We start from the raw sequence: 26,767 nt of genomic DNA, 5'->3' as shown, positions 1-26,767 counted from the left end.
GTGCACGGCGTACTGCCTCAGCCTTCGCTGACGCCCAGTTGCTCCAGGATGAGTTCCTTGACGCGGGCCGCGTCGGCCTGGCCGCGGGTGGCCTTCATGACCGCGCCGACCAGGGCGCCGACCGCGGCCACCTTGCCGCCGCGGATCTTGTCGGCGACGCCCGGGTTGCCGGCGATGGCCTCCTGGACGGCGGTGGTGAGGGCGCCGTCGTCCGAGACGACCTTCAGGCCGCGCTTCTCGACGACCTCGTCCGGGGTGCCCTCGCCGGCGAGGACGCCCTCGATGACCTGGCGGGCCAGCTTGTCGTTCAGGTCGCCCGCGGTGACCAGGGCGGTGACCCGGGCGACCTGCTCCGGCGTGATGGGCAGCTCGTCGAGCGCCTTGCCGGACTCGTTGGCGCTGCGGGCGAGTTCACCCATCCACCACTTGCGGGCGGAGGCCGCGTCGGCACCGGCGTCGATCGTGGCGACGATCGGGTCGATGGCACCGGCGTTGAGGATCGACTGCATGTCGAACGCGGTGATCCCCCACTCCTCGCTCAGCCGGTTGCGGCGGGCGAGCGGCTGCTCGGGCAGTCCGGCGCGGATCTCCTCGACCCACGCGCGCGAGGGAGCCACCGGCACCAGGTCGGGCTCCGGGAAGTACCGGTAGTCCTCCGCCTCCTCCTTCACGCGGCCCGAGGTCGTCGACCCGGTGTCCTCGTGGAAGTGGCGGGTCTCCTGGATGATCGTGCCGCCGGAGTTCAGCACCGCGGCGTGGCGCTGGATCTCGTAACGGGCGGCGCGCTCCACGGAACGCAGCGAGTTGACGTTCTTCGTCTCGCTGCGGGTGCCGAACTTCTCCCGGCCGTGCGGGCGCAGCGACAGGTTCACGTCGCAGCGCATCTGGCCCTGCTCCATGCGGGCCTCGGAGACCCCGAGCGCCCGGATCAGCTCGCGCAGCTCGGCGACGTACGCCTTGGCGACCTCGGGAGCGCGCTCACCGGCGCCCTCGATCGGCTTGGTGACGATCTCGATGAGGGGGATGCCGGCGCGGTTGTAGTCGAGCAGCGAGTGCGAGGCGCCGTGGATACGGCCCGTCGCGCCGCCGACGTGCAGCGACTTGCCGGTGTCCTCCTCCATGTGGGCGCGCTCGATCTGCACCCGGAAGGTCTCGCCGTCCTCCAGCTGTACGTCGAGGTAGCCGTCGAAGGCGATCGGCTCGTCGTACTGGGAGGTCTGGAAGTTCTTCGGCATGTCCGGATAGAAGTAGTTCTTCCGGGCGAAGCGGCACCACTCGGCGATCTCGCAGTTCAGCGCGAGGCCGATCTTGATCGCGGATTCGACGCCGATCGCGTTGACGACCGGGAGGGCGCCGGGCATGCCGAGGCAGGTCGGGCAGGTCTGCGAGTTGGGCTCGGCGCCCAGCTCGGTCGAACAGCCGCAGAACATCTTGGTCTTGGTGCCGAGTTCGACATGGACCTCAAGGCCCATGACGGGGTCGTACGACGCAAGGGCGTCCTCGTACGACTCCAGGTCGGTCGTGGTGGTCACGGTGAACTTTCCCTCTCAGCCCAGCAGGACGTCGTCGTCGCCCAGCCGCTTCAGCTCGCGGTACAGGATGGCGAGGCCGGTGACGATCGCGACGGCGGAGACCGTGGCGTCGATCAGACGGAGCGTGTCGTGCTCGGTGCGCGCCTTCTTGATCTGCTTGGCGACGCCCAGCGCGCCGAACGCGGTGGTGGCGATGGACACATAGGTGCCGGACTTGGACTTCTTGAAGCCCTTGGCCTTCGACAGTGCGTTGCTCACAGCGACGGTGCCTCCTCAAGCAGCGGGTGGCCCCACTTTTCCACGAAGGCGGCCTCGACGGCGGCGCCGACCTTGTAAAGCCGGTCGTCCTTCAGCGCCGGGGCGATGATCTGGAGCCCGACCGGGAGGCCGTCCTCCGGCGCGAGGCCGCAGGGCAGCGACATGGCCGAGTTGCCCGCGAGGTTGGTCGGGATGGTGCACAGGTCCGCGAGGTACATCGCCATCGGGTCGTCGGCGCGCTCGCCGATCGGGAAGGCGGTGGTCGGCGTGGTCGGGGAGACGATCACGTCGACGCTCTCGAACGACTTCTCGAAGTCGCGGGTGATGAGCGTACGGACCTTCTGGGCGCTGCCGTAGTACGCGTCGTAGTAGCCGGAGCTGAGCGCGTACGTGCCGAGCATGATGCGGCGCTTGACCTCGGGGCCGAAGCCCGCCTCACGGGTGAGCGAGGTGACCTCTTCGGCCGAGTGGGTGCCGTCGTCGCCGACCCGGAGGCCGTAGCGCAGGCCGTCGAAGCGGGCGAGGTTGGAGGAGCACTCGGAGGGCGCGATCAGGTAGTACGCCGACAGGGCGAGGTCGAAGGACGGGCAGTCCAGCTCGACGATCTCGGCGCCCAGTTCCTTCAGGACCTCGACGGCCTCGTCGAAGCGCTGGATGACGCCGGCCTGGTAGCCCTCGCCGCGGAACTGCTTGACGACGCCGACGCGCATGCCCCGCACGCTGCCGTTGCGGGCGGCCTCGACGACCGGCGGGACCGGGGCGTCGATGGACGTCGAGTCGAGCGGGTCGTGTCCGGCGATGACCTCGTGCAGCAGCGCCGCGTCCAGGACCGTACGGGCGCAGGGCCCGCCCTGGTCGAGGGACGAGGAGAAGGCGACCATGCCGTAGCGGGAGACCGCGCCGTACGTCGGCTTGACGCCGACCGTGCCGGTGACGGCGGCCGGCTGGCGGATGGAGCCGCCGGTGTCGGTGCCGATCGCGAGCGGCGACTGGTAGGAGGCGAGCGCGGCGGAGGAACCGCCGCCGGAGCCGCCGGGGATCCGGGTGAGGTCCCAGGGGTTGCCGGTCGGGCCGTACGCGCTGTTCTCCGTCGACGACCCCATGGCGAACTCGTCCATGTTGGTCTTGCCGAGGATAACGACGTCGGCCGCCTTCAGCCGCTTCGTGACCGTCGCGTCGTACGGCGGGATCCAGCCTTCGAGGATCTTGGAGCCGACCGTGGTCGGGATGCCCTCGGTGGTGAAGATGTCCTTGAGCGCGAGCGGTACGCCGGCCAGCGGACCGAGCTGCTCGCCCCTGGCCCGCTTCTCGTCGACGGCTCGGGCCTGCGCGAGGGCGCCCTCGCGGTCGACGTGCAGGAAGGCGTGCACCTTCTCGTCCACGGCCTCGATCCGGGCCAGGTGGGCCTCGGTGACCTGGACCGCCGTGAGGTCGCCCGCGGCGATCTTCCCGGCGATCTCGGCTGCGGTGAGCTTGATGATGTTGCTGTCCGTCATGATGTTCTAGTCCTCCCCCAGGATCTGCGGCACCTTGAAACGCTGCTGTTCCTGGGCCGGGGCGCCGGAGAGCGCCTGCTCGGGGGTGAGCGAGGGACGGACCTCGTCCGCGCGCATGACGTTCGTCAGCGGCAGCGGGTGGGAGGTCGGCGGTACGTCTTGGTCGGCGACCTCGCTGACGCGGGCGACCGCGCCGATGATGTCGTCCAGCTGTCCCGCGAAGTGCTCGAGCTCTTCGGGCTTCAGCTCCAGACGCGCCAGCCGGGCGAGGTGGGCGACCTCCTCGCGCGTGATGCCAGGCATGCGGCGTTCCTCTGGGGTGAGTGTGTGTGGTGTGTGGCAGGCGGAAATGTGACGCCAGTCCCCAATCCTATGGGGCGGGGACCCTCAGCCGTTAAACGGTTTCCCCGGGAGACCGGTCACCGGTTCCGCGCGTCCCACGCCACGCTCTTCGTGAAGTGGTTGTCGTACAGCTCCTGCACCTCCAGGAGGCTCTCCGGGCCGACCTCTCCGAGGGCGATGCGTTGCAGGTGGCGGAAGTACTCGAAGCGCTCGACGCCGGGGGTCAGGACGATGAGGAGGTCGGCGTCGGCACCGGGCGCGGCGGCGAAGGCATGGGGCAGGCCGGGCGGTACGACGACCAGGTCGCCGGGGCCCGCGGTGACGACCTGGTCGCCGGAGAGGATCTCGGCGGCGCCGTCGAGCAGGAAGAACATCTCGGCGGACTTTCCGTGCCAGTGCGGTTTCGCGCCGTCCGCTCCCCCCGTGAGGGTGACGCGCTGCGTGGACAGCGCGCCGCCGGTCGCGCTGCTGTCCGCGAGGAGCTTCACGGTGGTCGGCGCCCGGCCCACCACCTCGGCCTCGGCATCACGGACGATCACCGACTCGCCGGACTGACCGGGCTGACCGGACTCACCGGACTTCGGTACGAGCAGCGACATTTCGGAACCCCGTTCGGAAGAGTCGGAAGAGCCGGAGGAGTCGAAGGAGCGGGAAGAGCCGGAGGAGCACGGCTCAGGCGAGGAAGAGCAGGACGGCACTGATCAGTACAACGATCGCCGTGGCGAAGTGGATCCCGAACGCCACGGCTTTCGCTCCGCCGTGCCGCAGCACTATGGCGGTGTCGCCGAACGGGACGACCGCGACGCAGAGCATGAACCAGGCCTCGGCATGCGCCCCGGCGAAGGCCAGCAGCGCGAGGCCGACTAGGCCCAGCGTGCCGTCCCGGACGCCCTTGATCGTGAGGTAGGCGCCGGCGTCACCGGCGGGATCGGCCGGCACTCCGTACCCGGCGGCGGCGGGGCCGGGCCGGAACAGGAAGCGGTAGCCGAGGAACAGGCAGAACAGGTCGAGCGCGATAGCCAGGGTGTACGCGGTGATGGTCATGCCACTTCTCCCGTCTCGTTCGCTAGCGGCGCTAGCGACAAGAGCAAAGCTAGCAGAGCGACGACAGGAACGCTAGCGGTGCTAGAATCCAGGGCATGACGATTCAGACGCGCCGGGAGCGCGAGCGGGCGGAACGGGAGCGGCTGATCGTCTCGGCCGCACGGGAACTCGCCGAGACGGAGGGCTGGGACGCGGTGACGACCCGCCGCCTGGCAGCCGAGATCGAGTACAGCCAGCCCGTCCTCTACAGCCACTTCAAGGACAAGGGCGCCATCATGGCCGCGGTCGCGGTCCAGGGCTGCGAGGAGTTCGCGGCCGAGATGCGCACGGCCCGCGCCGCGGCGCGGGGCACACGGGAGGCGCTGACCGCGGTGGGCGAGTCGTACACCTCGTTCGCCCGCCGCCGCCCCGCGCTCTACGACGCGATGTTCACCCACATCGTCGACCTGCCGTTCGCGACCCCGGAGGCACCGGCGCCGCTTCAGGAGGCGTTCGGCGAACTGTTCAAGGCGGTCGAACCGATCGCGGCGAAGGGCGAGGACCCGGCCCTGCTGACGGAGACGTACTGGGCGGGCCTGCACGGTCTGGTGACGCTGATGCGCAGTGGCCGGCTGCCGGAGGGCGCACACGAGGAGCGCCTGGCGCTACTGATCAGTCACTTCACGACGCGGGCCAGCTGACCCGCGTCAGGGGCGCGGGATGTGTCCATGGGCGGCTCCGCCGCGTGGGCGCGACCGGCCGCAGAGGGCCCGCACCGGACACCTCACCCGATCCGGCCCGGATCGTCGGCCGCGGCCGACGGCAGGGCCGCGGGCAGCGCGGCGCGCGGCCGTTGCCACCCCCGGGACCCCCGCGCCCGCAGCCACGCCGTCATGTCCTCGGGAGGCATCGCCGCGGCGACGAGCCACCCCTGCACGGCGTCACACCCGAGATCCCGCAACCGCTCCCACGTCTCGTCGTCCTCGACCCCCTCGGCCACGACCAGCAGCCCGAGGGAGTGCGCGAGATCGACGGTGCACCGGACGATCTCCGCGTCCTCGGTGTCCACCGCCAGCCGCGCCACGAACGACCGGTCGATCTTCAGCTCGCTGACCGGCAGGCGCCGCAGATGCACCAGCGACGAATACCCCGTGCCGAAGTCGTCGAGCGACATCTTCACGCCGTGCCCGGTCAGTCCGTTGAGGGTGTCGGCGGCGCGCTGGGGGTCCTCCAGGAGGACGTGTTCGGTGATCTCCAGCTGGAGCGACCCCGCGGGGACACCGTGCCGGGCGAGCCGCGCGGCGACGGACCCCGCGAACCCGGGCGTGTGCACATCGCGGGGCGAGACGTTCACCGCGACCGGCACGAACAGCCCCTGGGCCCTCCACCTGGCGACCTGGGCGAGGGCGGTGTCGAGCACGTACTCGGTGAGATGCGGCATCAGCCCGGACGACTCGGCGATCGCTATGAACTCGTCCGGCGGCACCTTCCCGCGCTCCGGATGCACCCACCGCACCAGCGCCTCCAGCCCGGCGACCTGACCGTCGAAACGGACCTTCGGCTGGTAGTGCAGCTGCACCTCGTGCGCGTCGAGGGCACGCCGCAGATCCCCCAACAGACCGAGCCGGTCCGGGGTGTTGGAGTCCCGCTTGGACTCGTAGACCTCTACGCCCGTACGGTCCCGCTTCGCCTGGTACATCGCGACGTCCGCCCGGCGCAGCAGTCCCTCGGCGTCGAGGGCGTGGTCGGGGAAGACGGCGACGCCCGCGCTGGCCTCCAGGACGAGGGTGAGCCCGTCGAGGTCGAGCGGGGAGCTGAGCGCGGCGACGAGGTTGCGGGCGACCCGGGTCGCGGACGTGGTGGAGTCGGCGACGGGCAGCAGGACGGCGAACTCGTCACCGCCGAGCCGCGCGGCCTCCGCCCCGCGCGGCAGCGCCACCCGCAGCCGGTCGGCGATCTGCAACAGCAGCCGGTCACCGGCGAGATGGCCCAGGGTGTCGTTGACCGACCGGAACCGGTCGAGGTCGATGAGCATGAGGGCGGCCTTGGCGCCGATGCGCTCGGCGTCGTCCAGGGCGGTCCAGATGCGCTCCAGGAGCCACTGCCGGTTGGGCAGCCCGGTGAGCGGGTCGCGCAGCTGCTCCTCGGCCCTGGCGCGGGCCATCCACAGGGTGGAGTCGAGGGCGATGAGCGGGATCGAGAAGAGCGGCAGCAGCACCGGCTGGGCCATGGCGACCACGCAGATGAGCGGTGCGATGCCGAGCAGGGCCACGGCGACCAGTCCCTGTCGGAGCAGGGCGGTGCGGGCGACGGTGGGCAGTCCGCCGTTGCGCGGGGCGTGCAGGTACCAGAGCAGGGTGCGGGTCACGGCGAGGTACGCGACGGCGACGAGGACCACTTCGGGGGCGGTGTAGACCGTCCAACTGGCGGGGTTCCACGGCTTCTCGACCGACGGCACCCGGCCGAAGGAGCCCAGCACGAGGGCGCCGGCGGCGATGCCGAGGATGTCCACCGCGCCGTGCAGCACGCCCTGGCGCCAGCGGTTGCGGCGGGCTATGCCGACCAGGACGACGACGGTGAGGCTGACCATGCCGGCGGCGACCCAGCCGTAGAGCAGCAGGACGCCGAGGGTGAGGGCGGCGCCCGAGCCGGTGCCGCCCCACCAGCGGGCGCGGCCGAGGGCGACCAGGTGGCCGACGATGATGCCGGTCAGGACGGCCAGCGACCAGCCGACCGTGCCGGACGGGAAGAGCGCGTGGTCGCCGGTGAACGCCCGGAAGAAGCCGGCGCCGAGGACGAAGCCCGCCGCGGCCACCACCCCCGTCGGCAGCGCGGGCCAGCTCGGATGCCGCCCGGACTCGCCGCCGGGGAGTCCGGCGGTCGGGTCGGAGGTCAGTGGTACGGAGTGGCGCGCGTCCGGTGTGGAGTACTGTCCGGTGGCGCGCGGCTGGGCGCCCGGACGCTCCACGGGTCGCGCTCCCCAACGGCTCTCCCGCCAGGCGCCGGTGACCCGGCGCAGCAGTGAGTCCGGGGGGGCGCTCTCGGTCGGTTCCATTCCCGTCCCTCTCACAGCCGGCGGTGCCCACGCCACGCGGTCCGCTGCCCGACTTCCGTCAACGGCACCGTGTTTGGAAATCCCCTCCCCCTGCTCACCAAGAGCAGGGGGTTGCCCCAACCGCAGCTGGGCACGGCAGGTGCACACCTCAACAGTAGGCCGCAGAAGGCTTCCACGGGCAGCGGTCGTAGACGGTTGCCCGAATGCGACCCGGCCACCCGTATGCATCTGGTATGCGCCGATCGGGTGACCTTCAACCGCTGCTCCTCGCTACTCCTCGACCGGAAGCGCGACTTCGGCGGCGGCCTCGGGGCCCTGCTCCAACAGGACGGTGAAGCCGTCCTCGTTCAGAACAGGCACCTTGACCTGCATCGCCTTGTCGTACTTGGAACCAGGATTGTCACCTACGACGACGAAAGACGTCTTCTTCGAAACAGAACCGGTCACTTTCGCTCCGCGGCTCTGGAGGGCGTCCTTCGCCCCGTCCCGGGTGAAGTGTTCGAGGGTGCCGGTGACCACCACGGTCAGGCCTTCGAGCGGGCGCGGGCCCTCGTCCTCGCCGGACCCCTCGTCCTCCATCCGGACCCCGGCCGCCCGCCACTTGCGCAGGATCTGCTGGTGCCAGTCCTCGGCGAACCACTCCTTGAGGGAGGCGGCGATGATCCCGCCGACGCCGTCGGTGTCCGCCAGCTCCTTCTCGCTCGCCTGCTCGATGCGGTCGATCGACCGGAACGCGCGGGCCAGCGCCTCGGCCGCGACCGGGCCGACATGACGGATCGACAGGCCGGTGAGGATGCGGGCGAGCGGACGGTCCTTGGCGGCGGCGATGGTCTCCAGCATCGCCAGCGCGTTCTTCTTGGGCTCGCCCTGCTGGTTGGCGAAGACCGTGACGATCTTCTCCTCGCCGGTGTTCGGATCGCGCTTGGGCAGCCCGCTGTTCTGGTCGAGGACGTACGCCTTGATGGGCAGCAGCTGCTCGATGGTGAGGTCGAACAGGTCTCCCTCGTTCTTCAGCGGCGGGTCGGCCGGCTCCAGGGGCTGGGTGAGGGCGGCGGCCGACACATAGCCGAAGTGGTCGATGTCCAGCGCCTTGCGGCCCGCGAGGTAGAAGAGCCGCTCTCTCAACTGGGCGGGGCAGGTGCGGGCGTTCGGGCAGCGGAGGTCGATGTCTCCCTCCTTCATCGGCCGCAGCGCGGTACCGCACTCGGGGCACTCGGTCGGCATCACGAACTCCCGCTCGCTGCCGTCCCGCAGGTCGGCGACCGGGCCGAGGATCTCCGGGATCACGTCACCGGCCTTGCGCAGCACCACCGTGTCGCCGATGAGGACGCCCTTGGCCTTGACGACCTCCTGGTTGTGCAGCGTCGCGAACTCGACCTCCGAGCCCGCCACCGTCACCGGCTCGACCTGGGCGTACGGGGTGACCCGGCCCGTACGGCCCACGCCCACGCGGATGTTGAGAAGCTTGGTGTTGACCTCCTCGGGCGCGTACTTCCACGCGATCGCCCAGCGCGGGGCGCGGGAGGTGGAACCGAGCCGTCCCTGGAGGGGGATCTCGTCGAGCTTGACGACCACGCCGTCGATCTCGTGCGCCACGGAGTGGCGGTTCTCGCCGTAGTACCGGATGAACTCCCTTACGGCGTCGAGGTCGTCGACCACCTTGTTGTACGGGGAGGTCGGCAGGCCCCAGGTCTTCAGCAGGTCGTAGGCCTCGGAGAGGCGGGTGAGGGGGGTGAAGTCCTCCAGGGCGCCGATGCCGTGCACGACCATGTGCAGAGGGCGGGTGGCGGTGACGCGGGGGTCCTTCTGGCGGAGTGAACCCGCCGCCGCGTTACGGGGGTTGGCGAAGGGCTTGTCTCCGGCCTCGACCAGCCGAGCGTTCAGCTCCTCGAACTTCTCCATCGGGAAGTAGACCTCGCCGCGGATCTCCACCAGGCCGGGGACGCGGTCGCCGGTGAGGCGGTCCGGGATCTCCGCGATCGTGCGGACGTTGGGCGTGATGTCCTCGCCCGTGCGGCCGTCACCGCGGGTCGCCGCGCGCGTGAGGCGGCCGTGCTCATACGTCAGGTTGACCGCGAGGCCGTCGACCTTCAGCTCGCACAGGAAGTGGTAGTCAGGGGTGCCGATGTCCTTCTGGACGCGCTCGGCCCAGGCCGCCAGCTCCAGGTCGTCGAAGGCGTTGTCCAGGGAGAGCATGCGGGAGCGGTGGACGACGGACGTGAACTCCGTCTCGTAGGCCCCGGAGACCTTCTGGGTCGGGGAGTCCGGCGTCCGCAGCTCGGGGTACTCCTCCTCCAGCGCCTCCAGGGCGCGCAGGAGTTTGTCGAACTCCGCGTCGCTGACGACCGGTGCGTCGTTCACGTAGTACCGGAAGCGGTGCTCCTCGATCTGCTCAGCGAGCTGCGCGTGCTTCTCCCGTGCCTCTGCGGGCACCGCCGTCTCCGCTTGCCTGTCGCCGGCCACCGTGTTGTCCTTCCGTCACTCAGGGTTGTCCGCGAGGGATCTCGCCGCCCGGACGCAGTGGGCGAGGGCATGGCGCGCGTACTCCGGAGAAGCCCCCGCGAGTCCGCACGACGGGGTGATGGTGACCGCCTCCGCGAGAAGTCCCGGTCGCAGCCCCAGCCTGCGCCACAGCGTCCTGACACCCATGACGCTACCGGCAGGGTCTGACAATGCGGTGTCCGTGCCCGGCACGACACCGGCGAAGAGCCGGGTGCCGGCCTCGACCGTCTCGCCGATCACGTCGTCGTCACGCTCGGTGAGGAGGGAGAAGTCGAAGGAGACCCCGGCGGCGCCCGCGCGGCGCAGCAGGGCGAACGGGACGTCGGGGGCGCAGGAGTGGACGACGACCGGGCCGCTCCCGTGCACGCCGATGACCTCGCGGAGCGTGTCCTCGACGAGTTGGCGGTCCACGGCGCGGTGGGTGCGGTAGCCGCTGGCCGATCTGACGTGGCCGCGCAGGACGGCCATGAGGGAGGGTTCGTCGAGCTGGAGGACGATCTGGGCGCCGGGGACGCGGCGCTGGACGTCGGCGAGGTGGTTACGCAGGCCCTCGGCGAGCGAGCCGGCGAGGTCCCGGCTGGCGCCGAGGTCGGAGAGCGCGGACTCGCCGTTCCTCAGCTCCAGGCCGGCGGCGAGGGTCCAGGGTCCTACGGCCTGCACCTTGAGGGGGCCCTCGTACCCCTGGGTGAACTCCTCCAGGGCGTCGAGGTCCTCTCCCAGCCAGGCCCACGCCCGCTTGGTGTCCCGGCCCGGACGGTCGCCGACCCGCCACCCGCTGGGCTCCACGCGCGCGTACACCTCGACGAGGAGTCCCGCGGTCCGGCCGATCATGTCCGCGCCGGGGCCCCGGGCGGGCAGCTCGGGCAGGAACGGGAAGTCCTCGAAGGCCCCGGTGGCGGTCCGGGCGGCCTCACGGGCGTCACCACCGGGCAGGGAACCGACACCGGTGGCGGCACCGAAGCTGAACTGGCTGTTGTTGCTCACCCCGGAAGACTACGGAACCCTCCGGGGGTGTGGCAGCGCCCCTGGGGGCTGCGCCCCAGACCCCCACCCCGCCCCCGAAAGGGCCTTCTTAGCGGCCCGGTCGCACCGTCAGGTCGTTGACCTCCGCGTCCCCCGGCAGGTCGATCGCCATGAGGATCGTCGTCGCGACCGACTCCGGGTCGATCCACTGGGCCGCGTCGTACGCCTTGCCCTCCTGTTGGTGGACCTTGGCCTGCATGGGGCTGGCGGTGCGGCCGGGGTAGACGGAGGTGACGCGGACGCCGTTGGGGTGTTCCTCCTGGCGGAGGGAGTCCGCGAGGGCCTTGAGGCCGTGCTTGGAGGCGGCGTAGGCGGACCAGTCGGCGCTCGCGCGCAGACCCGCGCCGGAGTTCACGAAGAGGACGTGGCCGCCGGACAGGCGGAGTTGGGGCAGGAGGTGGCGGGTCAGTTCCGCGGGGGCGACGAGGTTGACGTTGAGCTGGTGGCGCCAGGTCTTCGGGGTCAGCTCGCCCACCGGGCCGAGGTCGACGACCCCGGCGATGTGCAGCAGCGTGTCCACCCGGTCGGGCAGGCTCTGGTGCGAGAACGCCCAGCTGAGCTTGTCCGGGTCCGCCAGGTCGCCCACCAGGGTGCTCGCCCCGGGGTACTCCGCCGCCAGTTCCTTCGCGCGGCCCGCGTCGCGCGCGTGCAGCACGAGGTCGTCCCCGCGCGCGTGCAGCCGGCGGGCGACGGCCGCGCCGATGCCGGAACCGGCCCCGGTGATCACATGTGTAGCCATGCCCGCCATGCTCGCATCACGGTGTGCCGAACGACTCCTCGAGGTAGGCCAGCGCCCCGACCGGCTCCTCGGCGAAGAACACCAGGTCGGTGAGCGGGACGGGCAGGAACCCCTCGTCCTCCATGCGCTGGAACTGGGTCTTGAGGCCGTCGTAGAAGCCCGCCGTGTTGAGCAGTACCACCGGCTTGTCGGTGTGGCCGTGCTTCTTCAGCTCCAGGATGTCCGTCGCCTCGTCCAGCGTCCCGGTGCCGCCCACCATGATCACCACGGCGTCGGACTTCTCCAGGAGCAGCCGCTTGCGTTCGGCGAGGTCGGCCGCGATCACCATCTCGTCGGCGTCCGCCCGCGCGGACGCCGCCAGGAAGGTCACCGAGACGCCCACGAGCCGTCCGCCGGCCGCCTGGACGCCGTCGGCGACCACCTTCATCAGCCCGGACTCGGAGCCGCCCCACACTGGGGGTCCCCCCACGCCCTCAAGGCAGTGGGGGAGTGTGCCCGCCCTTGCCCAGCAGTTCCGCGAACTCCCGCGCGGGGCGGGTGTAGCGCTCGTCCAGGTCGGCGGCGGAGAGAAACACGCAGATCTTCATGTCGTCACCGTACGCGGGAAGAACCAGGGGCCCGCGAGTGCTTCTCCGGTATGGCTGACGGACACACGATCACGATCGAGCAGGGCGACCGCCGCGTACGCGTCGTCCACGGCGACCAGGTGCTGGCGGAGAGCGACCGCCCCCTGATCCTGAAGGAGACGGGCTGTCCCGTGCGCTACTACCTCCCTCCGGAGGACGTGCGCCTGGACCTCCTGACCCCCTCCGAGACCCACACCCACTGCCCCTTCAAGGGGGACGCGTCCTACTGGTCCCTCCCCGACGCGACCGACCTGGTGTGGGCCTACCCCGAGCCCAAGCCGGACGTCGCGCAGATCAAGGACCACCTCTGCTTCTACGAAGTAGAAGTGTTGTGACCGATTAGTTCCCTCGCGTGCGGCAGTCTCCGTTCCATGGACAAGAAGACTGTTTCGCGCGACGGCACCGCCATCGCGTACGAACGCATCGGTGAGGGTTCGCCCGTCGTCCTGGTCGGTGGCGCGATGACCACGGGCGACGGGCTGCTGCCGCTCGCCGCGCAGCTCGCGCACCGGTTCGGGGCGGTCCCGTACGACCGTCGGGGCCGGGGCGCGAGCGGCGACACGGCGCCGTTCGCCGTGGCCCGTGAGGTCGAGGACATCGCGGCGCTGATCGACGCCGTGGGCGGCAGCGCCGCGCTCTACGGCCACTCCTCGGGCGCCGCCCTTGCCGTGCACGCGGCGGCGAGCGGCCTGGCGGTGACCGAAGTCGCCCTCTACGAGCCGCCGTTCGCCCTCGACAGCAGCGGTGCCAAGGAGCGCGCCGAGTACACCGAGCGGCTGACGGAACTCCTCGCCGAGGACCGCCGGGGCGACGCCGTGGAGCTGTTCATGGCGCTGACGGGCGCGCCCCCGGAGATGATCGAGGGCGCCCGCCGCTCCCCCATGTGGCCCGGCATGGAGGCGATCGCCCCCACCCTCGCCTACGACGACGCGGCCCTGGGAGACGGTCTGGTCCCGGTAGAGCGGCTGGCGTCCCTGTCCGTCCCGGTGCTCACGATCGCGGGCGGCGCGAGCCCGGAGTGGATGCGTCAGGCCGCGCGGCAGGCGGCGGACGTGGCGCAGGACGGGACGTACCGCGTCCTGGACGGCCAGACCCACATGGTGGACCCGACCGTCCTGGCACCGCTGCTCATGGAGTTCTTCTCCGACTAGCCGCGCACCGGCCCCACTTGGCCACGGCCGGGCCCGGCATCAGCCGTGCGGGTCAGGCCATCGCCGTGGCCGCGCGCGTGGTCGTCGCGATCGTCGCCGACCCCACCACGCGCGTGCCGTCGTAGAGCACGATCGCCTGCCCGGGGGCCACGCCCCGCACCGGCTCGCTGAAGGACACCTCCAGGGTGCCGTCGACGAGTTCGGCGGTGACCTCGGTCTCGCCGCCGTGGGCGCGGAGCTGGGCGGTGTAGGTGCCGGGGCCGGTGGGGGCCGTGCCGCACCAGCGGGGGCGGACGGCGGTCAGGCCGCTGACGTCCAGGGAGGCGGCCGGGCCGACCGTCACGGTGTTGTCGACCGGGGAGATGTCCAGGACGTAGCGCGGCTTGCCGTCGGCGGCCGGGGTGCCGATGCGCAGGCCCTTGCGCTGGCCGATGGTGAAGCCGTACGCGCCCTCGTGCGAGCCGATGACCTCGCCGGACTCGTCGACGATGGCGCCCTCGGCCTTGCCCAGGCGGCCTGCGAGGAAGCCCTGGGTGTCGCCGTCGGCGATGAAGCAGATGTCGTGCGAGTCGGGCTTCTTGGCGACCGCGAGGCCGCGGCGCTCGGCCTCCGCGCGGATCTCGTCCTTCGTCGTCACGGTGTCGCCGAGCGGGAAGAGGGCGTGCGCGAGCTGCCTCTCGTCCAGGACGCCGAGGACGTAGGACTGGTCCTTGGCCATGTCGGAGGCGCGGTGCAGTTCGCGGCTGCCGTCCTCGTTGACGATCACCTGGGCGTAGTGGCCGGTGCAGACGGCGTCGAAGCCGAGGGCGAGCGCCTTGTCGAGGAGCGCGGCGAACTTGATCTTCTCGTTGCAGCGCAGACAGGGGTTCGGGGTGCGGCCGGCCTCGTACTCGGCGACGAAGTCCTCGACGACGTCCTCGCGGAAGCGGTCGGCGAGGTCCCAGACGTAGAACGGGATGCCGATGACATCGGCGGCACGGCGGGCGTCCCGTGAGTCCTCGATGGTGCAACAGCCACGCGCGCCCGTGCGGAACGATTGGGGGTTCGCGGAGAGCGCGAGGTGGACGCCGGTCACGTCGTGGCCGGCTTCGGCGGCCCGGGCGGCGGCCACGGCGGAGTCGACTCCGCCTGACATGGCGGCGAGTACGCGAAGCGGGCGGGGGCGCTGCGAGGAGGTCTCAGTCATAACCCCTCCAGAGTACGGGGCATCGGGAACCGGGACCCGCGAGTATCCGTTGACGATCACATGGGGGAGACGAAAGACGACGGAGAAGCGGCGGGGCGGCGGCTCGGGCGGCGCGCTCTGCTGATCGGCGGGGCCGCGGCGGCCGTGGGGACGGCGGTGCTGGCGCGGGACGAGCTGTCGCGGCTGTGGTGGCGGATGCCGGGCGTGGAGAAGCCTCGGACGCCGGGCGCGGTCGACTTCGGGGGCGCGACCTGGGTGGCGGCCTCGTCGGCGAACTACCGGCGGGCCGACCGTCCTGACGACTACGCGATAGACCGGGTGATCGTCCACGTCACCCAGGGCGGCTACGACAGCGCGGTGAAGGCCTTCCAGGACCCCGCCCACCAGGCGGCGGCGCACTACATCGTCCGTAAGGAGGGGGCCGTCACGCAGATGATCCGCGAGCTGGACGTGGCCTTCCACGCGGGGAACAGGGAGTACAACGAACGCAGTGTCGGCATCGAGCACGAGGGCTTCGTGGACCGGAGGTCGTCGTTCACCGACGCGATGTACGCGGCCTCCGCGCGGCTGACGGCACAGATATGCGGGCGGTACGGCATCCCCGTCGACCGGGACCATGTCATCGGTCATGTGGAGGTGCCGGGGACCGATCACACGGACCCGGGGCGGTACTGGGACTGGGACCGGTACATGAACCTCGTAACGCGGGCACACCGGACACAAGCGTGACCCAGGTCACACCACGCTCTGGCTATGAGTCGTTTCAGTCACGGCGGTGTCCGATGCGTCCCCTGCCCCGAAAGTGACCTGGGGCACGCCAACTCGGCAGAGCGTCCAGGGGAGTTGGGGAGAGAGCGGGCACGCTCACCTTTCACAGCTTGCCCTGCTGACCACTAAGTGTCGCCCAGTCCTTACACAGCCCTTAGGCCAAATCTCTGGCGCATGACACACACCAGCGAGCCCGCGTCGGATCAGAACAGAGACACCAAGGGCAACCACCGCAAGAGCGCGGCGGAGAAGCGCGACCACGGCAAGGACAGTGCGGCCCGGGGCAAGGGCCTGCACCGGCGCAAGTTCCTCGGCGGCATGGCCGGGGCAGGTATCGCGGCGGTCGCCGCGGCCGGAGGCGCCTTCTCGCTGCTGAACGACGCGGCGAAGAACAAGGCGTCCGCGGCGGACAGCACCCTGGTCGTCCCGGACCTCCTGGAGGGCACCACCTCCGGCGGGGTCACCACGTTCACGCTGGAGGCCAAGACCGGCACCCACGAGGTGATCTCGGGCGTCACCAGCAAGACGATGGGCTACAACCAGGACTTCCTCGGCCCCACCCTGAAGTGGACGAACGGCGACACGGTCCTGCTCAACATCACCAACGACATCGGCGAGGACACGACCGTCCACTTCCACGGCGCCCATGTGCCGGCGAAGATGGACGGCGGCCCGCAGGTCGCCTTCGCCGACGGCACGACCTGGTCGCCCACGTTCACCGTCAAGGACCCGGCCACCACCCTCTGGTACCACCCGCACGCCCTGGGCACCACCGCCAAGCAGGCCGTGCACGGCCTGGCCGGGATGATCATCGTCGAGGACTCCTCGGACGCGTCCGCCGCGCTGCCCAGCGACTACGGCGTCGACGACGTCCCGCTCATCTTCCAGTCCCTCGCCGTGGACACCGGCGGAGACATCAAGTACGACGCGGCCGGCTACCGGCTGAGCACCACCACCTTCCCCCTCCTGCTCAACGGGACCAACGTGGACTCCACCACGCTGGGTTTCACCGCCACGAAGACCCGGACCCGGTTCCGCGCGCTGAACGCCTCGCCGTCCGACATCATCGTGCTCCAGCGCAGCGACGGCGGCACGCTCACCCAGATCAGCACCGACCAGGGCTATCTGACCGAGGCAACCGAGGTGACCACGATCCGTCTGGTGGCCGGCGCCCGGGCCGAGTTCGTCATGGACCTCACCGCGGACGCGACCCTCCAGGCCGTGATCACCACCGGCTGGATCCGCGGCGGCAGCGGCACGTACGACGTCCTCGCGGTGACGGCCAGTGGCACCGACACCCCGGCCGACCTGCCCACCACGCTCAACACCATCGACCGCTACGACACGAGCGACTTCACCGCCCGCACGATCACGCTCAGCCAGAGCGGCGCCAACATGGAGATCGACGGGGCCATCGGTACGACCATGGCCGCGATGGCGATGATCAGCACGACGGTCGGCGCGAAGGAGATCTGGACGATCCAGAACGCCACCCAGCTGGAGCACTCGTTCCATCTGCACGACGTGCCCTACCAGTTGATCGCCGTCAACGGCGAGGACCCGACCGGGGTCCAGCTCGGCTGGTACGACACCTACGAGGTGGTCGGCGGCGGTTCGATCAAGATCGCCATGGAGTTCACCGACTTCGCCGACGACACCTATATGTACATGCTCCACTGCCATCTCCTACAGCACGAGGACGAGGGCATGATGGCCTCCCTCATGGTGACCGGCACGAGCACCACCGACAGCACCGACTCCACGGCCACGGCCAGTGCGAGCGCGAGCGCGTCCGCGAGTGCCTCCGCCTCCGCGACGGACGACTCCACCGCGACGGCGACCCCCAGCGCCTCCGCCACGGACGGCTAGTCCCGCTCACGGCAAGGTCGTCCGAGGTCCGGCGTCGGCCTCCCCCATGGACGCCGGACGGACAAGACCGGGGAGAGCACCTGACGGGCTCTCCCCGGTTTTGTCCGTCCCCGGGTCAGGTCAGTCCGGCGGCGCGGGCCCGCTCGACCGCCGGGCCGATCGCCTTGGCCACGGCCTCCACATCGGCCTCCGTGGAGGTGTGGCCGAGGGAGAAGCGCAGGGTGCCGCGGGCGAGGTCCGGATCGGTGCCGGTGGCGAGCAGGACGTGGCTGGGCTGGGCGACGCCCGCGGTGCAGGCGGAGCCGGTGGAGCACTCGATGCCCTGGGCGTCGAGCAGGAGCAGCAGGGAGTCGCCCTCGCAGCCGGGGAACGTGAAGTGGGCGTTGGCCGGCAGCCGGTGCACCGGGTCGCCGCCGAGGATCGCGTCCGGGACCGCCGTACGGACGGCCGTGACGAGGTCGTCGCGCAGGGCGCCGATCTCGCGGGCGAACCACTCGCGCTGTTCGGCGGCGAGGCGGCCGGCGACCGCGAAGGAGGCGATGGCGGGGACGTCGAGGGTGCCGGAGCGGACATGGCGTTCCTGGCCGCCGCCGTGCAGGACGGGCACGGGGGTGTACTCGCGGCCCAGCAGCAGGGCCCCGATGCCGTACGGCCCGCCGATCTTGTGGCCGGAGACGGTGGCCGCGGCGAGTCCGGAGGCGGCGAAGTCGACCGGGACCTGGCCGAAGGCCTGCACCGCGTCGGCGTGCAGGGGGACCCCGAACTCTCCTGCCACGTCGGCGAGTTCGCGGACCGGCAGGACCGTTCCGATCTCGTTGTTGGCCCACATCACGGTCGCCAGGGCGACGTCGTCGGGGTTGCGGGCGATCGCCTCGCGCAGCACCTCGGGGTGGACGCGGCCGTAGGAGTCGACAGGGAGGTACTCGACGGTGACGCCCTCGTGCTCGCCCAGCCAGTGGACGGCGTCCAGGACGGCGTGGTGCTCGACGGGGCTTGCCAGCACCCGGGTGCGGGCCGGGTCGGCGTCGCGGCGGGACCAGTACAGGCCCTTCACCGCGAGGTTGTCGGCCTCGGTGCCGCCGGAGGTGAACACGACCTCGCTGGGTCGCGCGCCGAGCGCCTCGGCGAGGGTCTCCCGGGCCTCTTCGACCGTACGGCGGGCCGTGCGGCCGGACGCGTGGAGGGAGGAGGCGTTGCCCGTGATGCTCAGGTGGGCCGTCATCGCCTCGACTGCCTCGGGAAGCATCGGGGTGGTCGCGGCGTGGTCGAGGTATGCCATGGTGACGCCGATTCTACGGGCCCCGGTGCGCACCCCGGAGGGGCGGGCGCCTCGACGGGACCCGACCCGTCTCCTAGAAGCTCCAGGAGACGGTGCTGTCCAGCTGCATGAAGGCGACGAGGACCAGCAGATCGGCGATGCCGAGGCCGAGGCCGAGGAAGGCACGTCCGCGACGGGCGGTGCCGCGCCACAGCGCCGCGCCGGCCAGGGCGATGGCGATCGGGCCGAGGAAGACGTTGAGCACGAGCAGGCCGACGAGGCCGAGGATGAAGGACGCGACGGCCATGCCGTCGGCGTCACGCCGGCCGGTGGGCTTGACGGCGGTGGTGGTGCCGCGTGCCGGTGCGGTGAGTTGCATGGAAGTTCAGCTCCCGATGATCGGGCGGGCGGTGGGTCGGGCGGCCGACGGGCGGCTGCGGACGGTCAGTTGGCGGACGGACGGCCGCGGCGGCCGTGCCGCTCACGGAGCGCGAAGATGCCCAGCCATACGGCGATGACCGCGGCGGCGACGGCGGTGAAGGCCAGCGGCGCGTGGGCCACGGTGCCCACCACGACGCCGAACAGCAGGAGCGCTACGACGAGGAACAGCATGGGATGAATCCCCCTCCGAGATGTCCGGGACGACTCTCGTTACGTTTCGGTGAACGGTTGTAGTAACACTTGTTCACTGAACTTGAGTCTATCCCGTCCGACGGCTTTTAAAATACGGAGAACAGTTGTTAACTGGATGACATGAGTCACACCCTCGGCATCCGGCAGGCACAGAAGCAGAAGACCCGACAGGCGTTGCTGGACGCCGCGTTGGGACTGCTGGAGGAGCAGAGCCTGAGCAGTCTCGGCCTGCGCGAGGTCACCCGGGCGGTGGGCGTCGCCCCGACCGCCTTCTACCGGCACTTCCGCTCCACGGCCGACCTCGGGGTCGCACTCGTCGAGGAGGCGCTGGGCAGCCTGCACCCGATGATCCGGCAGACGGTGGCCCCCACCGACAGCGCCCAACGCATCACCCGCGCCGTCGAGTTGATCGCCCACCACGTGGACTCGCACCCGGCCCACGTGCGCTTCATCGCCCGCGAACGGCACGGTGGGGTCCAGCCGGTCCGGGAGGAGATCCGGGAGCAACTCGCCCGGTTCGCCGAGGAGGTGAAGGCCGAACTCGCCAAGGACCCGGAGTCGGCGGGATGGCCCGAGGAGGACCTGCTGATGCTGGCCCACCTCTATGTCGACCAGATGCTCATCACCGCCTCGCTCTTCCTGGAGGCGCTGGAGGAGCCGGCCGAGGAGCGCGAGCGCGTGGCCCAACTCGCCGAACGTCAGATGCGGTTGATCAGCGTCGGCCGCCGCCACTGGCTCGGCTGAGAAACCGGTACCCGGACATACGTCAGGGGCGGCGCGCCCGGTGTCCGGACGGGCCGCCCCTGCCGTGCGGGCGCGCGGTCAGCCCTGCTGCGGGGCCCCGCTCATCCCGCCACCGCCCGGACCGCCCCCGCACCCGCCACCGGGGCCGCCGCCCTGGCCGCCCGCTCCGCCCCCTCCGCCGGGTGCGCCCGTCGGCATCCCCGAGGCGTTGCCGGTCGGCATGCCCGTGGGCCGGCCCGAGGCCGCGGCGCCCGTGGGCGCGCCGGAGGGGGAGCCGCTGGGGCGTGCCGTGGCATTGCCCGTGGGCATGCCGGAGGCCGAACAGGACTGCGTGGAGCCGGAGTTGCCGCTGCCCGAGCCGGACGACGACGAGTCGCCCGAGCCGCAGGCCGCCAGGGCCAGGGGCGAGAGGACCAGCAGGGCCACGGCGGGGACGAGCCGTACACGCTTCATGAGAAACAACTCCAAAAACGATGAGGGAGTGTTGAGGCGGGCAGCCAATCAACGCCGTTTAGGGGATGCTTTGGGGCGCCCTGTCCCACGCCTGTGCGTCCGGCAAAGGACGCTTCAAGAGAAGCCGCTGACCTGCGAGTTCACTCGGATGGGCCGCCTGCTCGCTGGTACAGCTCCGTGACAGAGGCAGCCGCCGCGGCGACCTCGGCGCGCACCTCCGGCGGCGACACGACCTCCAACGCGTCCGCGAACTGGAGCAGTTGACGCGCCTCGCGCACGACGCCGTACGACAGGTGGACCGTCACCCACTCCTTCTCCCCGTCGTCCTCGGGGAGTCGGGCGAGGGAGGAGGCGTTGAGGCGGACGAACATGTCGAGGCGGGAGCGGCGGACGCGGACGGTGACGTCGAGCCCGCCGGGGCGTTCCTCCACCTGGCGGCGCAACTCCTCCCAGGCGTCGGCGAGTTCGACGCCCGGACGTCGCTTCACCGGGTCGGGCAGGAGGGTCGCCGCGTGCACACGGTCGGCGCGGAAGAGGCGGGGGCGGGCCCTGCGGTCGGCGACGAGGTACCAGACACCGGCCTTGGAGACGAGGCCGTACGGGTCGACGGTGTAGGTGCTCGGGTCCTTCGCCCCGCTGTGCCGGTAGCGCAGCCGCAGCCGCCGGTCGGCGAAGACCGCGTCCTGCAACACGTCCAGATCCACGGCGGGTTGGGGCCCGCCCTTCCAGCGGGTGGCGTCGACGAGGATGCGCCGGGAGGTCACCTCGGCGGCCGGGCGGTAGGGCGCGGGCAGCGCGGCCATCACCTTGCGCAGCGCGGAACCGAGCGCGGCGTCGAGGCCGAGGGCGGCGTGGGCGCCCTGCGCGGCCAGGATGAACAGGGCGCGGGACTCGTCGGCGGTCAGTCCGGTGACGTCCGTGCGGAACCCGGCGAGCAGCTCGATCCCGCCGTGCCGCCCGCGCTCGGCGTACACCGGCACCCCGGAGGCGGACAGCGCCTCGACGTCCCGGTAGATGGTCCGCACCGACACCTCGAGGCGGTCGGCGAGTTCATGTGCGGGAACCCGCCCCCGGGTCTGCAACAGCAACAGGATCGAGAGGAGTCGGTCGGCCTTCACTCCCCCAGAATCCGCCTCCCGGGAAGCCCGCGCAAATGTTGACGGAAACTGTCAGGTTATGGGTCCAGCATCGGTGCCATGAACACCAACGCGAACGACCCCCGCCCCCTGTACACCCGCGCCACCGAGCAGGCCGCCGCCCTGATCGGGACGGTACGTCCGGAGCAGCTGGACGGCCCGACCCCCTGCGCGGAGTTCGACGTACGGACCCTGCTGAGCCATCTCGTCGGCGGCACCCACCGCATCGCGACCGTCGGCGAGGGCGGCGACGGCATGGCCGTCCACCCCTTCGTGGACGGCGTCGACGACGAGGGCTGGACGGCCGCCTACGACGAGGCCCGCGTCCGGGTCAGGCAGGCCTGGGTGGACGACGCCCGGCTGGACGCGCCGGTCCGGGTCCCGTGGGGGGAGGCACCGGGCCGGATCGCGCTCTCGGGCTATGTCATGGAGAACGTCACCCACGCCTGGGATCTCTCCGAGGCGCTGGGTCACCCGGTCCGACTCGACCCGGAGCTGGCCGAGTTCGCGCTCGCCATCGCCCGCCGGGTGCTGCCCGACCCCGAGCGGGACGCGGACACGCCCTTCGCCGCGGCCCGGACCGCGCCCGAAGGGGCCGACGCCTACGGACGGTTGGCGGCCTGGCTGGGGCGGAAGCCGGTCAGCTGAGCCGGGCCCGCGCCAACTGCCGTGACTGCGCGACCAGTCGGTCCGCGCTGTCCCAGATCTCCGCGTCCTCCTCCAGGAAGCCACCGGCCAGGTTGCGGGTGGTGATCGACACCCGCAACGGTCCCGGTGCGGGGCGGGCTCGGACGTGGACGGTGAGTTCGACCGTGGGGACCCAGCCCTTGAGGCCGATCTCGAAGGCGGTCGGAGGGAGCGCGTCCACCGCGAGGAGCAGGGAGATCGGGTCCGCGTCGCGGCCGTCCGCGAGGCCGAACCAGGAACGCATCTCGCCCTTGCCGGAGGGCGCGCCGAGGGCCCAGCCAAGGGTGGACGGGTCGAGCTTGAGCATCAGCCGGTCGGCGATGGCCGAGCTGCCGGAGACGGGGGCCGGCCCGTCCTCGGGGCCGAAGCACTGGTCCATGGGCGGGAACACCGGCGGGCGGGCCGTCGTCCGGACGTCGTCGGGGAGGGCGTCCAGGTCGCCGTAGGAGGCGAGGACGCGGATGCGTTCCACCTCGTGGCCCTCGTCGTCGTACTGGAAGAGGGAGGCCTGGCCGGTGGAGAGGGTGCGGCCGGTGCGGACGGTGTCCGTGCGGATCACCGCGGGGCCGGGCTGGGACGCGGTGAGGTAGTGCGCGGAGATCGTGAACGGGTCGCCGTGCGGCAGCGCGTCCGCGAGGGCGCGGCCCAGGACGGCGAGGAGGTAGCCGCCGTTGACGGCGCTGATGATCGTCCAGCCGGCCGAGAGGTCGATGTCGTAGACGCCCGGCGCGCGGCGGACGACCGCGGTGTCGCGGTCGAACTCGCTGTCGCCGATCGTGGCCCGGCGAGCCTCGGTGGCCACCGGTGCGGATGCTGCTTCTGGCATGGATGAACCGTACAACAGGTAATTACTAAGCGGTAGCTTTGTTGTTGCGGGCATATGAAACCATCGGCCGAGCCTGGGCCACACGGGTGAGGAACCGGCAATTTCTTGGTAAGTGTCCGAACTCGTCCGTGACCCGCGGGCCGTGATCCCCCTCTTTGGGGACATGAGCCTCACCGGGACTCCGTTCCTCTACACCGCAGTCGTGCTGACGATCGTCGCCCTCATACTGCCGCTCGTGCTGTGGTCGCGGATGCGCGGCCCCCAGGCCGTACGCGTGGCGGCAAGGGCCCTGATGCTGCTGTTCGCCCAGGCGACAGCCGTCACCCTGGTCTTCGTCATGGTCAACAACCAGAACAACCTCTACGACAACTGGGCCGACCTCCTCGGCACCGGCAACCACGTCCAGCAGGCGGCGAACCTCGGCAGGAACGGCACCGGGAACATCTCGCTGAAGCGGTTGCCCAAGGTCAGGCAGGACTTCTCCCCCGCCGACGGGCCCGGGATGCGCGCGGCCGGCGGGGTCGAGGTCACCCAGCTCAAGGGACGGGTGTCCGGCGTCAACGCCGAGGTGTACGTCTGGCTGCCCCCGCAGTACAAGGAGCCCGCCTACCGCCACCACAAGTTCCCGGTCGTCGAACTGCTGCCGGGCTACCCCGGCTCCGCGAAGGCCTGGTTCGGGTCGCTGCACGCGAACGAGCAGCTGATGCCGCTGATGAAGAGCGGCCGGGTCGCGCCCTTCATCCTGGTCGCCCCGCGCACCAACCTGCTGGCCGGTGTCGACACCGGCTGCGCCAACATCACCGGCACGGTCAACGCCGACACCTGGCTGAGCGTCGACGTGCCGAAGATGGTCATGGACAACTTCCGTGCCGAGCCCGCCCCTTCGGGCTGGGCGGTGGCCGGCTACTCGGCCGGCGCGCACTGCGCGGTCAAGCTCGCCGTCGCGCACCCGGACCGCTACCGCGCCGCCGTGGGCATGTCCGGCTACAACGACCCGATCGCGGAACGCAATTCACTCGCCGCCGCGAGCCCGGCCCTGCGTGCCGCGAACAACCCGTACCTGCTGCTGAAGGCCAAGAAGACCCCGCCGCCGATCGCGCTGTACATCTCCGGCGAGTCCCGCGACGGCTACCAGGCGGGCACCGCGCTGGCGTCCGTCGCCGCGGCGCCGACGACCGTGCACGTGGTGTTCCTGCCGCGCAGCGCGGGCGGGCACACGATGGCGCTGTGGCGGCCTCAGGTGAAGACCGTCTTCCGCTGGCTGACCCTGGAGATGGGCAAGAACCATCCGCACGCGAAGGCCACGACGACTACTCCTCACGGACGGTCGACCGCCGGTTCCACGCACGCGGAGCTCGCCAGTGGAAGCGCATCGCGAGCAGGCGCAGCACGAAAGCGGTGACGACCGCGAGCCCGCTGGTGAACGGGGTCACCGCGTCGTAGCGGATGCACACGGCGACCATGGTGGCGCCGACGATCGCCGGGACCGCGTACAGGTCGCGGTCCCAGCGGAGCAGGGACGGGGTCTCGTTGGCCAGCACGTCCCGCAGCACACCGCCGCCGACGGCGGACCCGAGACCGAGGGCCACCGAGGAGGTCAGGCCGAGCCCGTAGTCGTAGGCCTTCACCGTGCCGGTGACGCAGAAGAGGCCGAGTCCTGCCGCGTCGAAGACGTTGACGCCGGACTGGATGCGCTCCACGTGCGGATGGAGGAAGAACACGAGGAGCGCGGCGAAGAGCGGGGTGCTGAAGTACCCGAGGTCCGTGAAGGCGGCGGGGGGCACCGCCCCGATGATGAGGTCGCGGAACACCCCTCCGCCCAGCGCGGTGACCTCGGCGAGCACGGCGATGCCGAACACGTCGAAGTTCTTGCGGACGGCCAGCAGCGCGCCGGAGATGGCGAACACGAAGATGCCGACGAGGTCGAGCGTGTGCTGGACGGAGGGGCTGAACAGTTGCTGAAGCACCCCACATTGTTACTCGTGGGGATCGGTCGGCCGGTCTCCCGTGGAGCTACAGGGTGGGCTTGCCCGGTGTGTACAGCCAGGTCTGGAACAGGTCGTCGAGCTGCTGCCCGCTGATCTTCTCGGCGAGCTTGATGAAGCCGGCGGTGTCGCCGTTGCCGTAGCGGTGGAGCTTGGTCCAGGCCGGGAGCAGCTTGAAGAACGCGGTGTCACCGATGCGTTCGCGCAGCATCTGGAGGGTCATCGCGCCGCGCTGGTAGACGGCGGACGAGAACATCGTGTCGCGCTGCGGGTCCGCCACGACGGTCCCCCAGAAGGCGCTGTCGGCGGGGCGGGAGTTGTAGCCGGCCAGGAACGAGTCGTGCGCGGTGCGGGTGCCCTGGTGCTCGGCCCACAGCCACTGGGCGTAGGTCGCGAAGCCCTCGTTGAGCCAGATGTCCTTCCAGTGCGCGACCGACACGGAGTCGCCGAACCACTGGTGGGCCAGCTCGTGCACGATCGTCGTCTCGTTGCGCACGGCCGAGTAGGCGGGCTTGCTCTGCACCTCCAGCGAGAACCCGGCCTGCGGCATGTCGTCGACGATCGCGCCGGTCTCCTCGAAGGGGTACGGCCCGAACAGCTGCGACCAGTAGTCGGTGGCGGCGGCCGTCACGGCGTACACGTCGACGCTGTTGCTGTTGGCGAGGACGGGGTCGATGGCGACGTAGATCGGTATGCCGCCGGGCGTCTTCCCGGTCTTGACGTCGAACTTCCCGATGGTGGCGGTCGCGAGATAGGTCGCCATGGGCTTGCTCTCGCGCCAGTGGGTGTACGTCGAGTCGCCCTTGCTGTACGTCGACACGAGCCGGCCGTTGGAGACTCCGGTGAGGCCCTTGGGGGCCTTGATGCGGATGTCGTAGGTGGCCTTGTCCGAGGGGTGGTCGCTGGACGGGAACCAGGTGGAGGCCGCGTTGGGTTCGCAGGCGACGAAGACGCCGTCGGGGGTCTTCATCCAGCCGTAGTCGGAGCCGAACACGATGGGCCCGTTGAGGGGTTCGGGGACACCGCCGTAGGTGACGGTGACCGTGAAGTCCCTGCCCTTGCGGAGGAAGTCCCGTGGCGTGATGCGCAGTTCGTCGCCGGAGCGGGTGAACTGGGCCCGTCTTCCGTTCACTTGAACCGCGGTGACCTCCAGCTTCTGGAGGTCCAGGTCGAAGGAGGAGAGGTTCTGGGTGGCGCGCGCGGTGAGGGTCGTACGGCCGTCGAGACGGTCGGTGTCCGGGTTGTAGGCGACGTCGAGGGCGTAGTGCCGGGCGTCGAAGCCGCCGTTGCCGAGCTGGGGGAAGTAGGGGTCGCCGATGCCGTCGGCGCCGGGGGTGGGGGCTGATGAGGCGGCGATGACAAGAAAAGAGGCCGCCGCGGTTGCAATCAAGGCTGCGCGCGAAGCGCGTCGGCTAAGGGTGGTGGTGGGAGACGGGTGGGACCCTAGACGTGCCGAACGGGAGAGTGCCATGAGT

Annotated in this window: 27 protein-coding genes and 1 pseudogene; 8 read left to right on the top strand and 20 right to left on the bottom strand. The window is 70.9% G+C overall.

What is annotated here, in order from left to right:
* Positions 1-17 precede the first annotated feature (17 nt).
* The 6 genes from gatB to ACIRB1_RS38610 all read right to left on the bottom strand — a co-directional run bounded on the left by gatB (position 18) and on the right by ACIRB1_RS38610 (position 4,672).
* Positions 18-1,532 carry an Asp-tRNA(Asn)/Glu-tRNA(Gln) amidotransferase subunit GatB gene (gatB, locus tag ACIRB1_RS38635; RefSeq protein ID WP_403468816.1) on the bottom strand — a complete coding sequence of 505 codons (1,515 nt, stop codon included), beginning with the start codon at positions 1,530-1,532 and terminating at the stop codon, positions 18-20.
* A 15-nt stretch (positions 1,533-1,547) separates the two neighbouring features.
* The gene (locus tag ACIRB1_RS38630) at positions 1,548-1,790 is read right to left on the bottom strand and encodes a hypothetical protein (RefSeq protein ID WP_019068646.1); all 243 of its coding nucleotides are present in this window, start codon (positions 1,788-1,790) and stop codon (positions 1,548-1,550) included.
* On the bottom strand, positions 1,787-3,286 hold the full coding sequence (gatA, locus tag ACIRB1_RS38625; protein ID WP_403468815.1) for an Asp-tRNA(Asn)/Glu-tRNA(Gln) amidotransferase subunit GatA: 1,500 nt from the start codon (positions 3,284-3,286) through the stop codon (positions 1,787-1,789). Before gatA ends, ACIRB1_RS38630 begins: the two co-directional genes overlap by 4 nt.
* 6 nt (positions 3,287-3,292) lie before the next feature.
* Positions 3,293-3,589 (bottom strand): Asp-tRNA(Asn)/Glu-tRNA(Gln) amidotransferase subunit GatC, encoded by a 297-nt coding sequence (gatC, locus tag ACIRB1_RS38620; RefSeq protein ID WP_007384860.1) that lies wholly within the window; start codon positions 3,587-3,589, stop codon positions 3,293-3,295.
* Between the two features lie 116 nt (positions 3,590-3,705).
* Positions 3,706-4,227 carry a cupin domain-containing protein gene (locus ACIRB1_RS38615; RefSeq protein WP_403468814.1) on the bottom strand — a complete coding sequence of 174 codons (522 nt, stop codon included), beginning with the start codon at positions 4,225-4,227 and terminating at the stop codon, positions 3,706-3,708.
* A 73-nt stretch (positions 4,228-4,300) separates the two neighbouring features.
* Positions 4,301-4,672: a DUF4267 domain-containing protein gene (locus tag ACIRB1_RS38610; RefSeq protein WP_403468813.1), complete on the bottom strand. Its 372-nt coding sequence runs from the start codon at positions 4,670-4,672 to the stop codon at positions 4,301-4,303.
* A 95-nt stretch (positions 4,673-4,767) separates the two neighbouring features.
* Between ACIRB1_RS38610 and ACIRB1_RS38605 the strand changes: the two genes are divergently transcribed.
* Complete coding sequence (locus ACIRB1_RS38605; protein WP_352182358.1) at positions 4,768-5,352, top strand: TetR/AcrR family transcriptional regulator; 585 nt, start codon at positions 4,768-4,770, stop codon at positions 5,350-5,352.
* Between the two features lie 83 nt (positions 5,353-5,435).
* Here ACIRB1_RS38605 and ACIRB1_RS38600 read toward each other — a convergent pair whose 3' ends face one another.
* From ACIRB1_RS38600 to ACIRB1_RS38580, 5 genes and pseudogenes are all read right to left on the bottom strand, one after another.
* Positions 5,436-7,706 (bottom strand): bifunctional diguanylate cyclase/phosphodiesterase, encoded by a 2,271-nt coding sequence (locus tag ACIRB1_RS38600; RefSeq protein WP_352182359.1) that lies wholly within the window; start codon positions 7,704-7,706, stop codon positions 5,436-5,438.
* A 270-nt stretch (positions 7,707-7,976) separates the two neighbouring features.
* Entirely contained in the window at positions 7,977-10,169 is a 2,193-nt protein-coding gene (ligA, locus tag ACIRB1_RS38595) for an NAD-dependent DNA ligase LigA (protein ID WP_403468812.1), read from the bottom strand.
* Positions 10,170-10,184: 15 nt separating this feature from the next.
* Positions 10,185-11,192: a methionine synthase gene (locus tag ACIRB1_RS38590; RefSeq protein ID WP_403468811.1), complete on the bottom strand. Its 1,008-nt coding sequence runs from the start codon at positions 11,190-11,192 to the stop codon at positions 10,185-10,187.
* A gap of 88 nt (positions 11,193-11,280) precedes the next feature.
* On the bottom strand, positions 11,281-11,979 hold the full coding sequence (locus tag ACIRB1_RS38585) for an SDR family oxidoreductase (RefSeq protein WP_403468810.1): 699 nt from the start codon (positions 11,977-11,979) through the stop codon (positions 11,281-11,283).
* Between the two features lie 7 nt (positions 11,980-11,986).
* Positions 11,987-12,557: pseudogene (locus ACIRB1_RS38580) on the bottom strand (TIGR00730 family Rossman fold protein).
* A 50-nt stretch (positions 12,558-12,607) separates the two neighbouring features.
* On the opposite strand from ACIRB1_RS38580, the gene ACIRB1_RS38575 reads away from it, so the two are divergent.
* On the top strand, positions 12,608-12,931 hold the full coding sequence (locus ACIRB1_RS38575) for a DUF427 domain-containing protein (protein ID WP_352182364.1): 324 nt from the start codon (positions 12,608-12,610) through the stop codon (positions 12,929-12,931).
* Positions 12,932-12,967: 36 nt separating this feature from the next.
* Positions 12,968-13,747, top strand: coding sequence for an alpha/beta fold hydrolase (locus tag ACIRB1_RS38570; protein ID WP_403468809.1), 780 nt, complete (start codon positions 12,968-12,970; stop codon positions 13,745-13,747).
* A 52-nt stretch (positions 13,748-13,799) separates the two neighbouring features.
* Here the strand turns inward: ACIRB1_RS38570 and mnmA are convergent, their stop codons facing one another.
* Entirely contained in the window at positions 13,800-14,933 is a 1,134-nt protein-coding gene (gene mnmA, locus ACIRB1_RS38565; RefSeq protein WP_352182366.1) for a tRNA 2-thiouridine(34) synthase MnmA, read from the bottom strand.
* A 60-nt stretch (positions 14,934-14,993) separates the two neighbouring features.
* Here mnmA and ACIRB1_RS38560 point away from each other — a divergent pair, with 60 nt between their 5' ends.
* Positions 14,994-15,662: an N-acetylmuramoyl-L-alanine amidase gene (locus tag ACIRB1_RS38560; protein WP_352182367.1), complete on the top strand. Its 669-nt coding sequence runs from the start codon at positions 14,994-14,996 to the stop codon at positions 15,660-15,662.
* A gap of 213 nt (positions 15,663-15,875) precedes the next feature.
* Positions 15,876-17,570, top strand: a complete 1,695-nt coding sequence (locus ACIRB1_RS38555) for a multicopper oxidase family protein (RefSeq protein ID WP_403468808.1) — start codon at positions 15,876-15,878, stop codon at positions 17,568-17,570.
* A gap of 115 nt (positions 17,571-17,685) precedes the next feature.
* Here ACIRB1_RS38555 and ACIRB1_RS38550 read toward each other — a convergent pair whose 3' ends face one another.
* From ACIRB1_RS38550 to ACIRB1_RS38540, 3 genes are all read right to left on the bottom strand, one after another.
* Entirely contained in the window at positions 17,686-18,849 is a 1,164-nt protein-coding gene (locus tag ACIRB1_RS38550) for a cysteine desulfurase family protein (protein ID WP_403468807.1), read from the bottom strand.
* Positions 18,850-18,922: 73 nt separating this feature from the next.
* Positions 18,923-19,207 carry a DUF4190 domain-containing protein gene (locus ACIRB1_RS38545; RefSeq protein ID WP_352182370.1) on the bottom strand — a complete coding sequence of 95 codons (285 nt, stop codon included), beginning with the start codon at positions 19,205-19,207 and terminating at the stop codon, positions 18,923-18,925.
* A gap of 65 nt (positions 19,208-19,272) precedes the next feature.
* On the bottom strand, positions 19,273-19,440 hold the full coding sequence (locus tag ACIRB1_RS38540) for a hypothetical protein (RefSeq protein WP_266772804.1): 168 nt from the start codon (positions 19,438-19,440) through the stop codon (positions 19,273-19,275).
* A 141-nt stretch (positions 19,441-19,581) separates the two neighbouring features.
* On the opposite strand from ACIRB1_RS38540, the gene ACIRB1_RS38535 reads away from it, so the two are divergent.
* Positions 19,582-20,205, top strand: coding sequence for a TetR family transcriptional regulator (locus tag ACIRB1_RS38535; protein WP_352182371.1), 624 nt, complete (start codon positions 19,582-19,584; stop codon positions 20,203-20,205).
* 78 nt (positions 20,206-20,283) lie between these two features.
* Here ACIRB1_RS38535 and ACIRB1_RS38530 read toward each other — a convergent pair whose 3' ends face one another.
* A complete protein-coding gene (locus tag ACIRB1_RS38530) occupies positions 20,284-20,658 on the bottom strand; it encodes a hypothetical protein (protein WP_352182372.1) in 375 nt (124 codons plus the stop codon).
* A 140-nt stretch (positions 20,659-20,798) separates the two neighbouring features.
* Positions 20,799-21,776 (bottom strand): helix-turn-helix transcriptional regulator, encoded by a 978-nt coding sequence (locus tag ACIRB1_RS38525; protein ID WP_403468806.1) that lies wholly within the window; start codon positions 21,774-21,776, stop codon positions 20,799-20,801.
* A gap of 78 nt (positions 21,777-21,854) precedes the next feature.
* Here ACIRB1_RS38525 and ACIRB1_RS38520 point away from each other — a divergent pair, with 78 nt between their 5' ends.
* On the top strand, positions 21,855-22,442 hold the full coding sequence (locus tag ACIRB1_RS38520; protein ID WP_352182374.1) for a TIGR03086 family metal-binding protein: 588 nt from the start codon (positions 21,855-21,857) through the stop codon (positions 22,440-22,442).
* Here ACIRB1_RS38520 and ACIRB1_RS38515 read toward each other — a convergent pair.
* Positions 22,435-23,307 (bottom strand): thioesterase family protein, encoded by an 873-nt coding sequence (locus ACIRB1_RS38515; protein WP_403468805.1) that lies wholly within the window; start codon positions 23,305-23,307, stop codon positions 22,435-22,437. The genes ACIRB1_RS38520 and ACIRB1_RS38515 overlap by 8 nt on opposite strands.
* 163 nt (positions 23,308-23,470) lie before the next feature.
* Here ACIRB1_RS38515 and ACIRB1_RS38510 point away from each other — a divergent pair, with 163 nt between their 5' ends.
* On the top strand, positions 23,471-24,709 hold the full coding sequence (locus ACIRB1_RS38510) for an alpha/beta hydrolase (protein WP_403468804.1): 1,239 nt from the start codon (positions 23,471-23,473) through the stop codon (positions 24,707-24,709).
* Here ACIRB1_RS38510 and ACIRB1_RS38505 read toward each other — a convergent pair.
* Together ACIRB1_RS38505 and ACIRB1_RS38500 are read right to left on the bottom strand one after the other, a co-directional pair.
* Positions 24,618-25,274 (bottom strand): trimeric intracellular cation channel family protein, encoded by a 657-nt coding sequence (locus ACIRB1_RS38505; protein ID WP_328828671.1) that lies wholly within the window; start codon positions 25,272-25,274, stop codon positions 24,618-24,620. The genes ACIRB1_RS38510 and ACIRB1_RS38505 overlap by 92 nt on opposite strands.
* Positions 25,275-25,320: 46 nt before the next feature.
* Positions 25,321-26,763 (bottom strand): M1 family metallopeptidase, encoded by a 1,443-nt coding sequence (locus ACIRB1_RS38500; RefSeq protein ID WP_403468803.1) that lies wholly within the window; start codon positions 26,761-26,763, stop codon positions 25,321-25,323.
* Positions 26,764-26,767: the final 4 nt, after the last annotated feature.

It is taken from the genome of Streptomyces sp. NPDC096013, assembly GCF_044763565.1.
In the GTDB taxonomy this organism is placed as follows: Bacteria; Actinomycetota; Actinomycetes; order Streptomycetales; family Streptomycetaceae; genus Streptomyces.
Note: the sequence above shows the minus strand (reverse complement) of the source record. Positions and strands in the feature narration are given on the sequence as shown.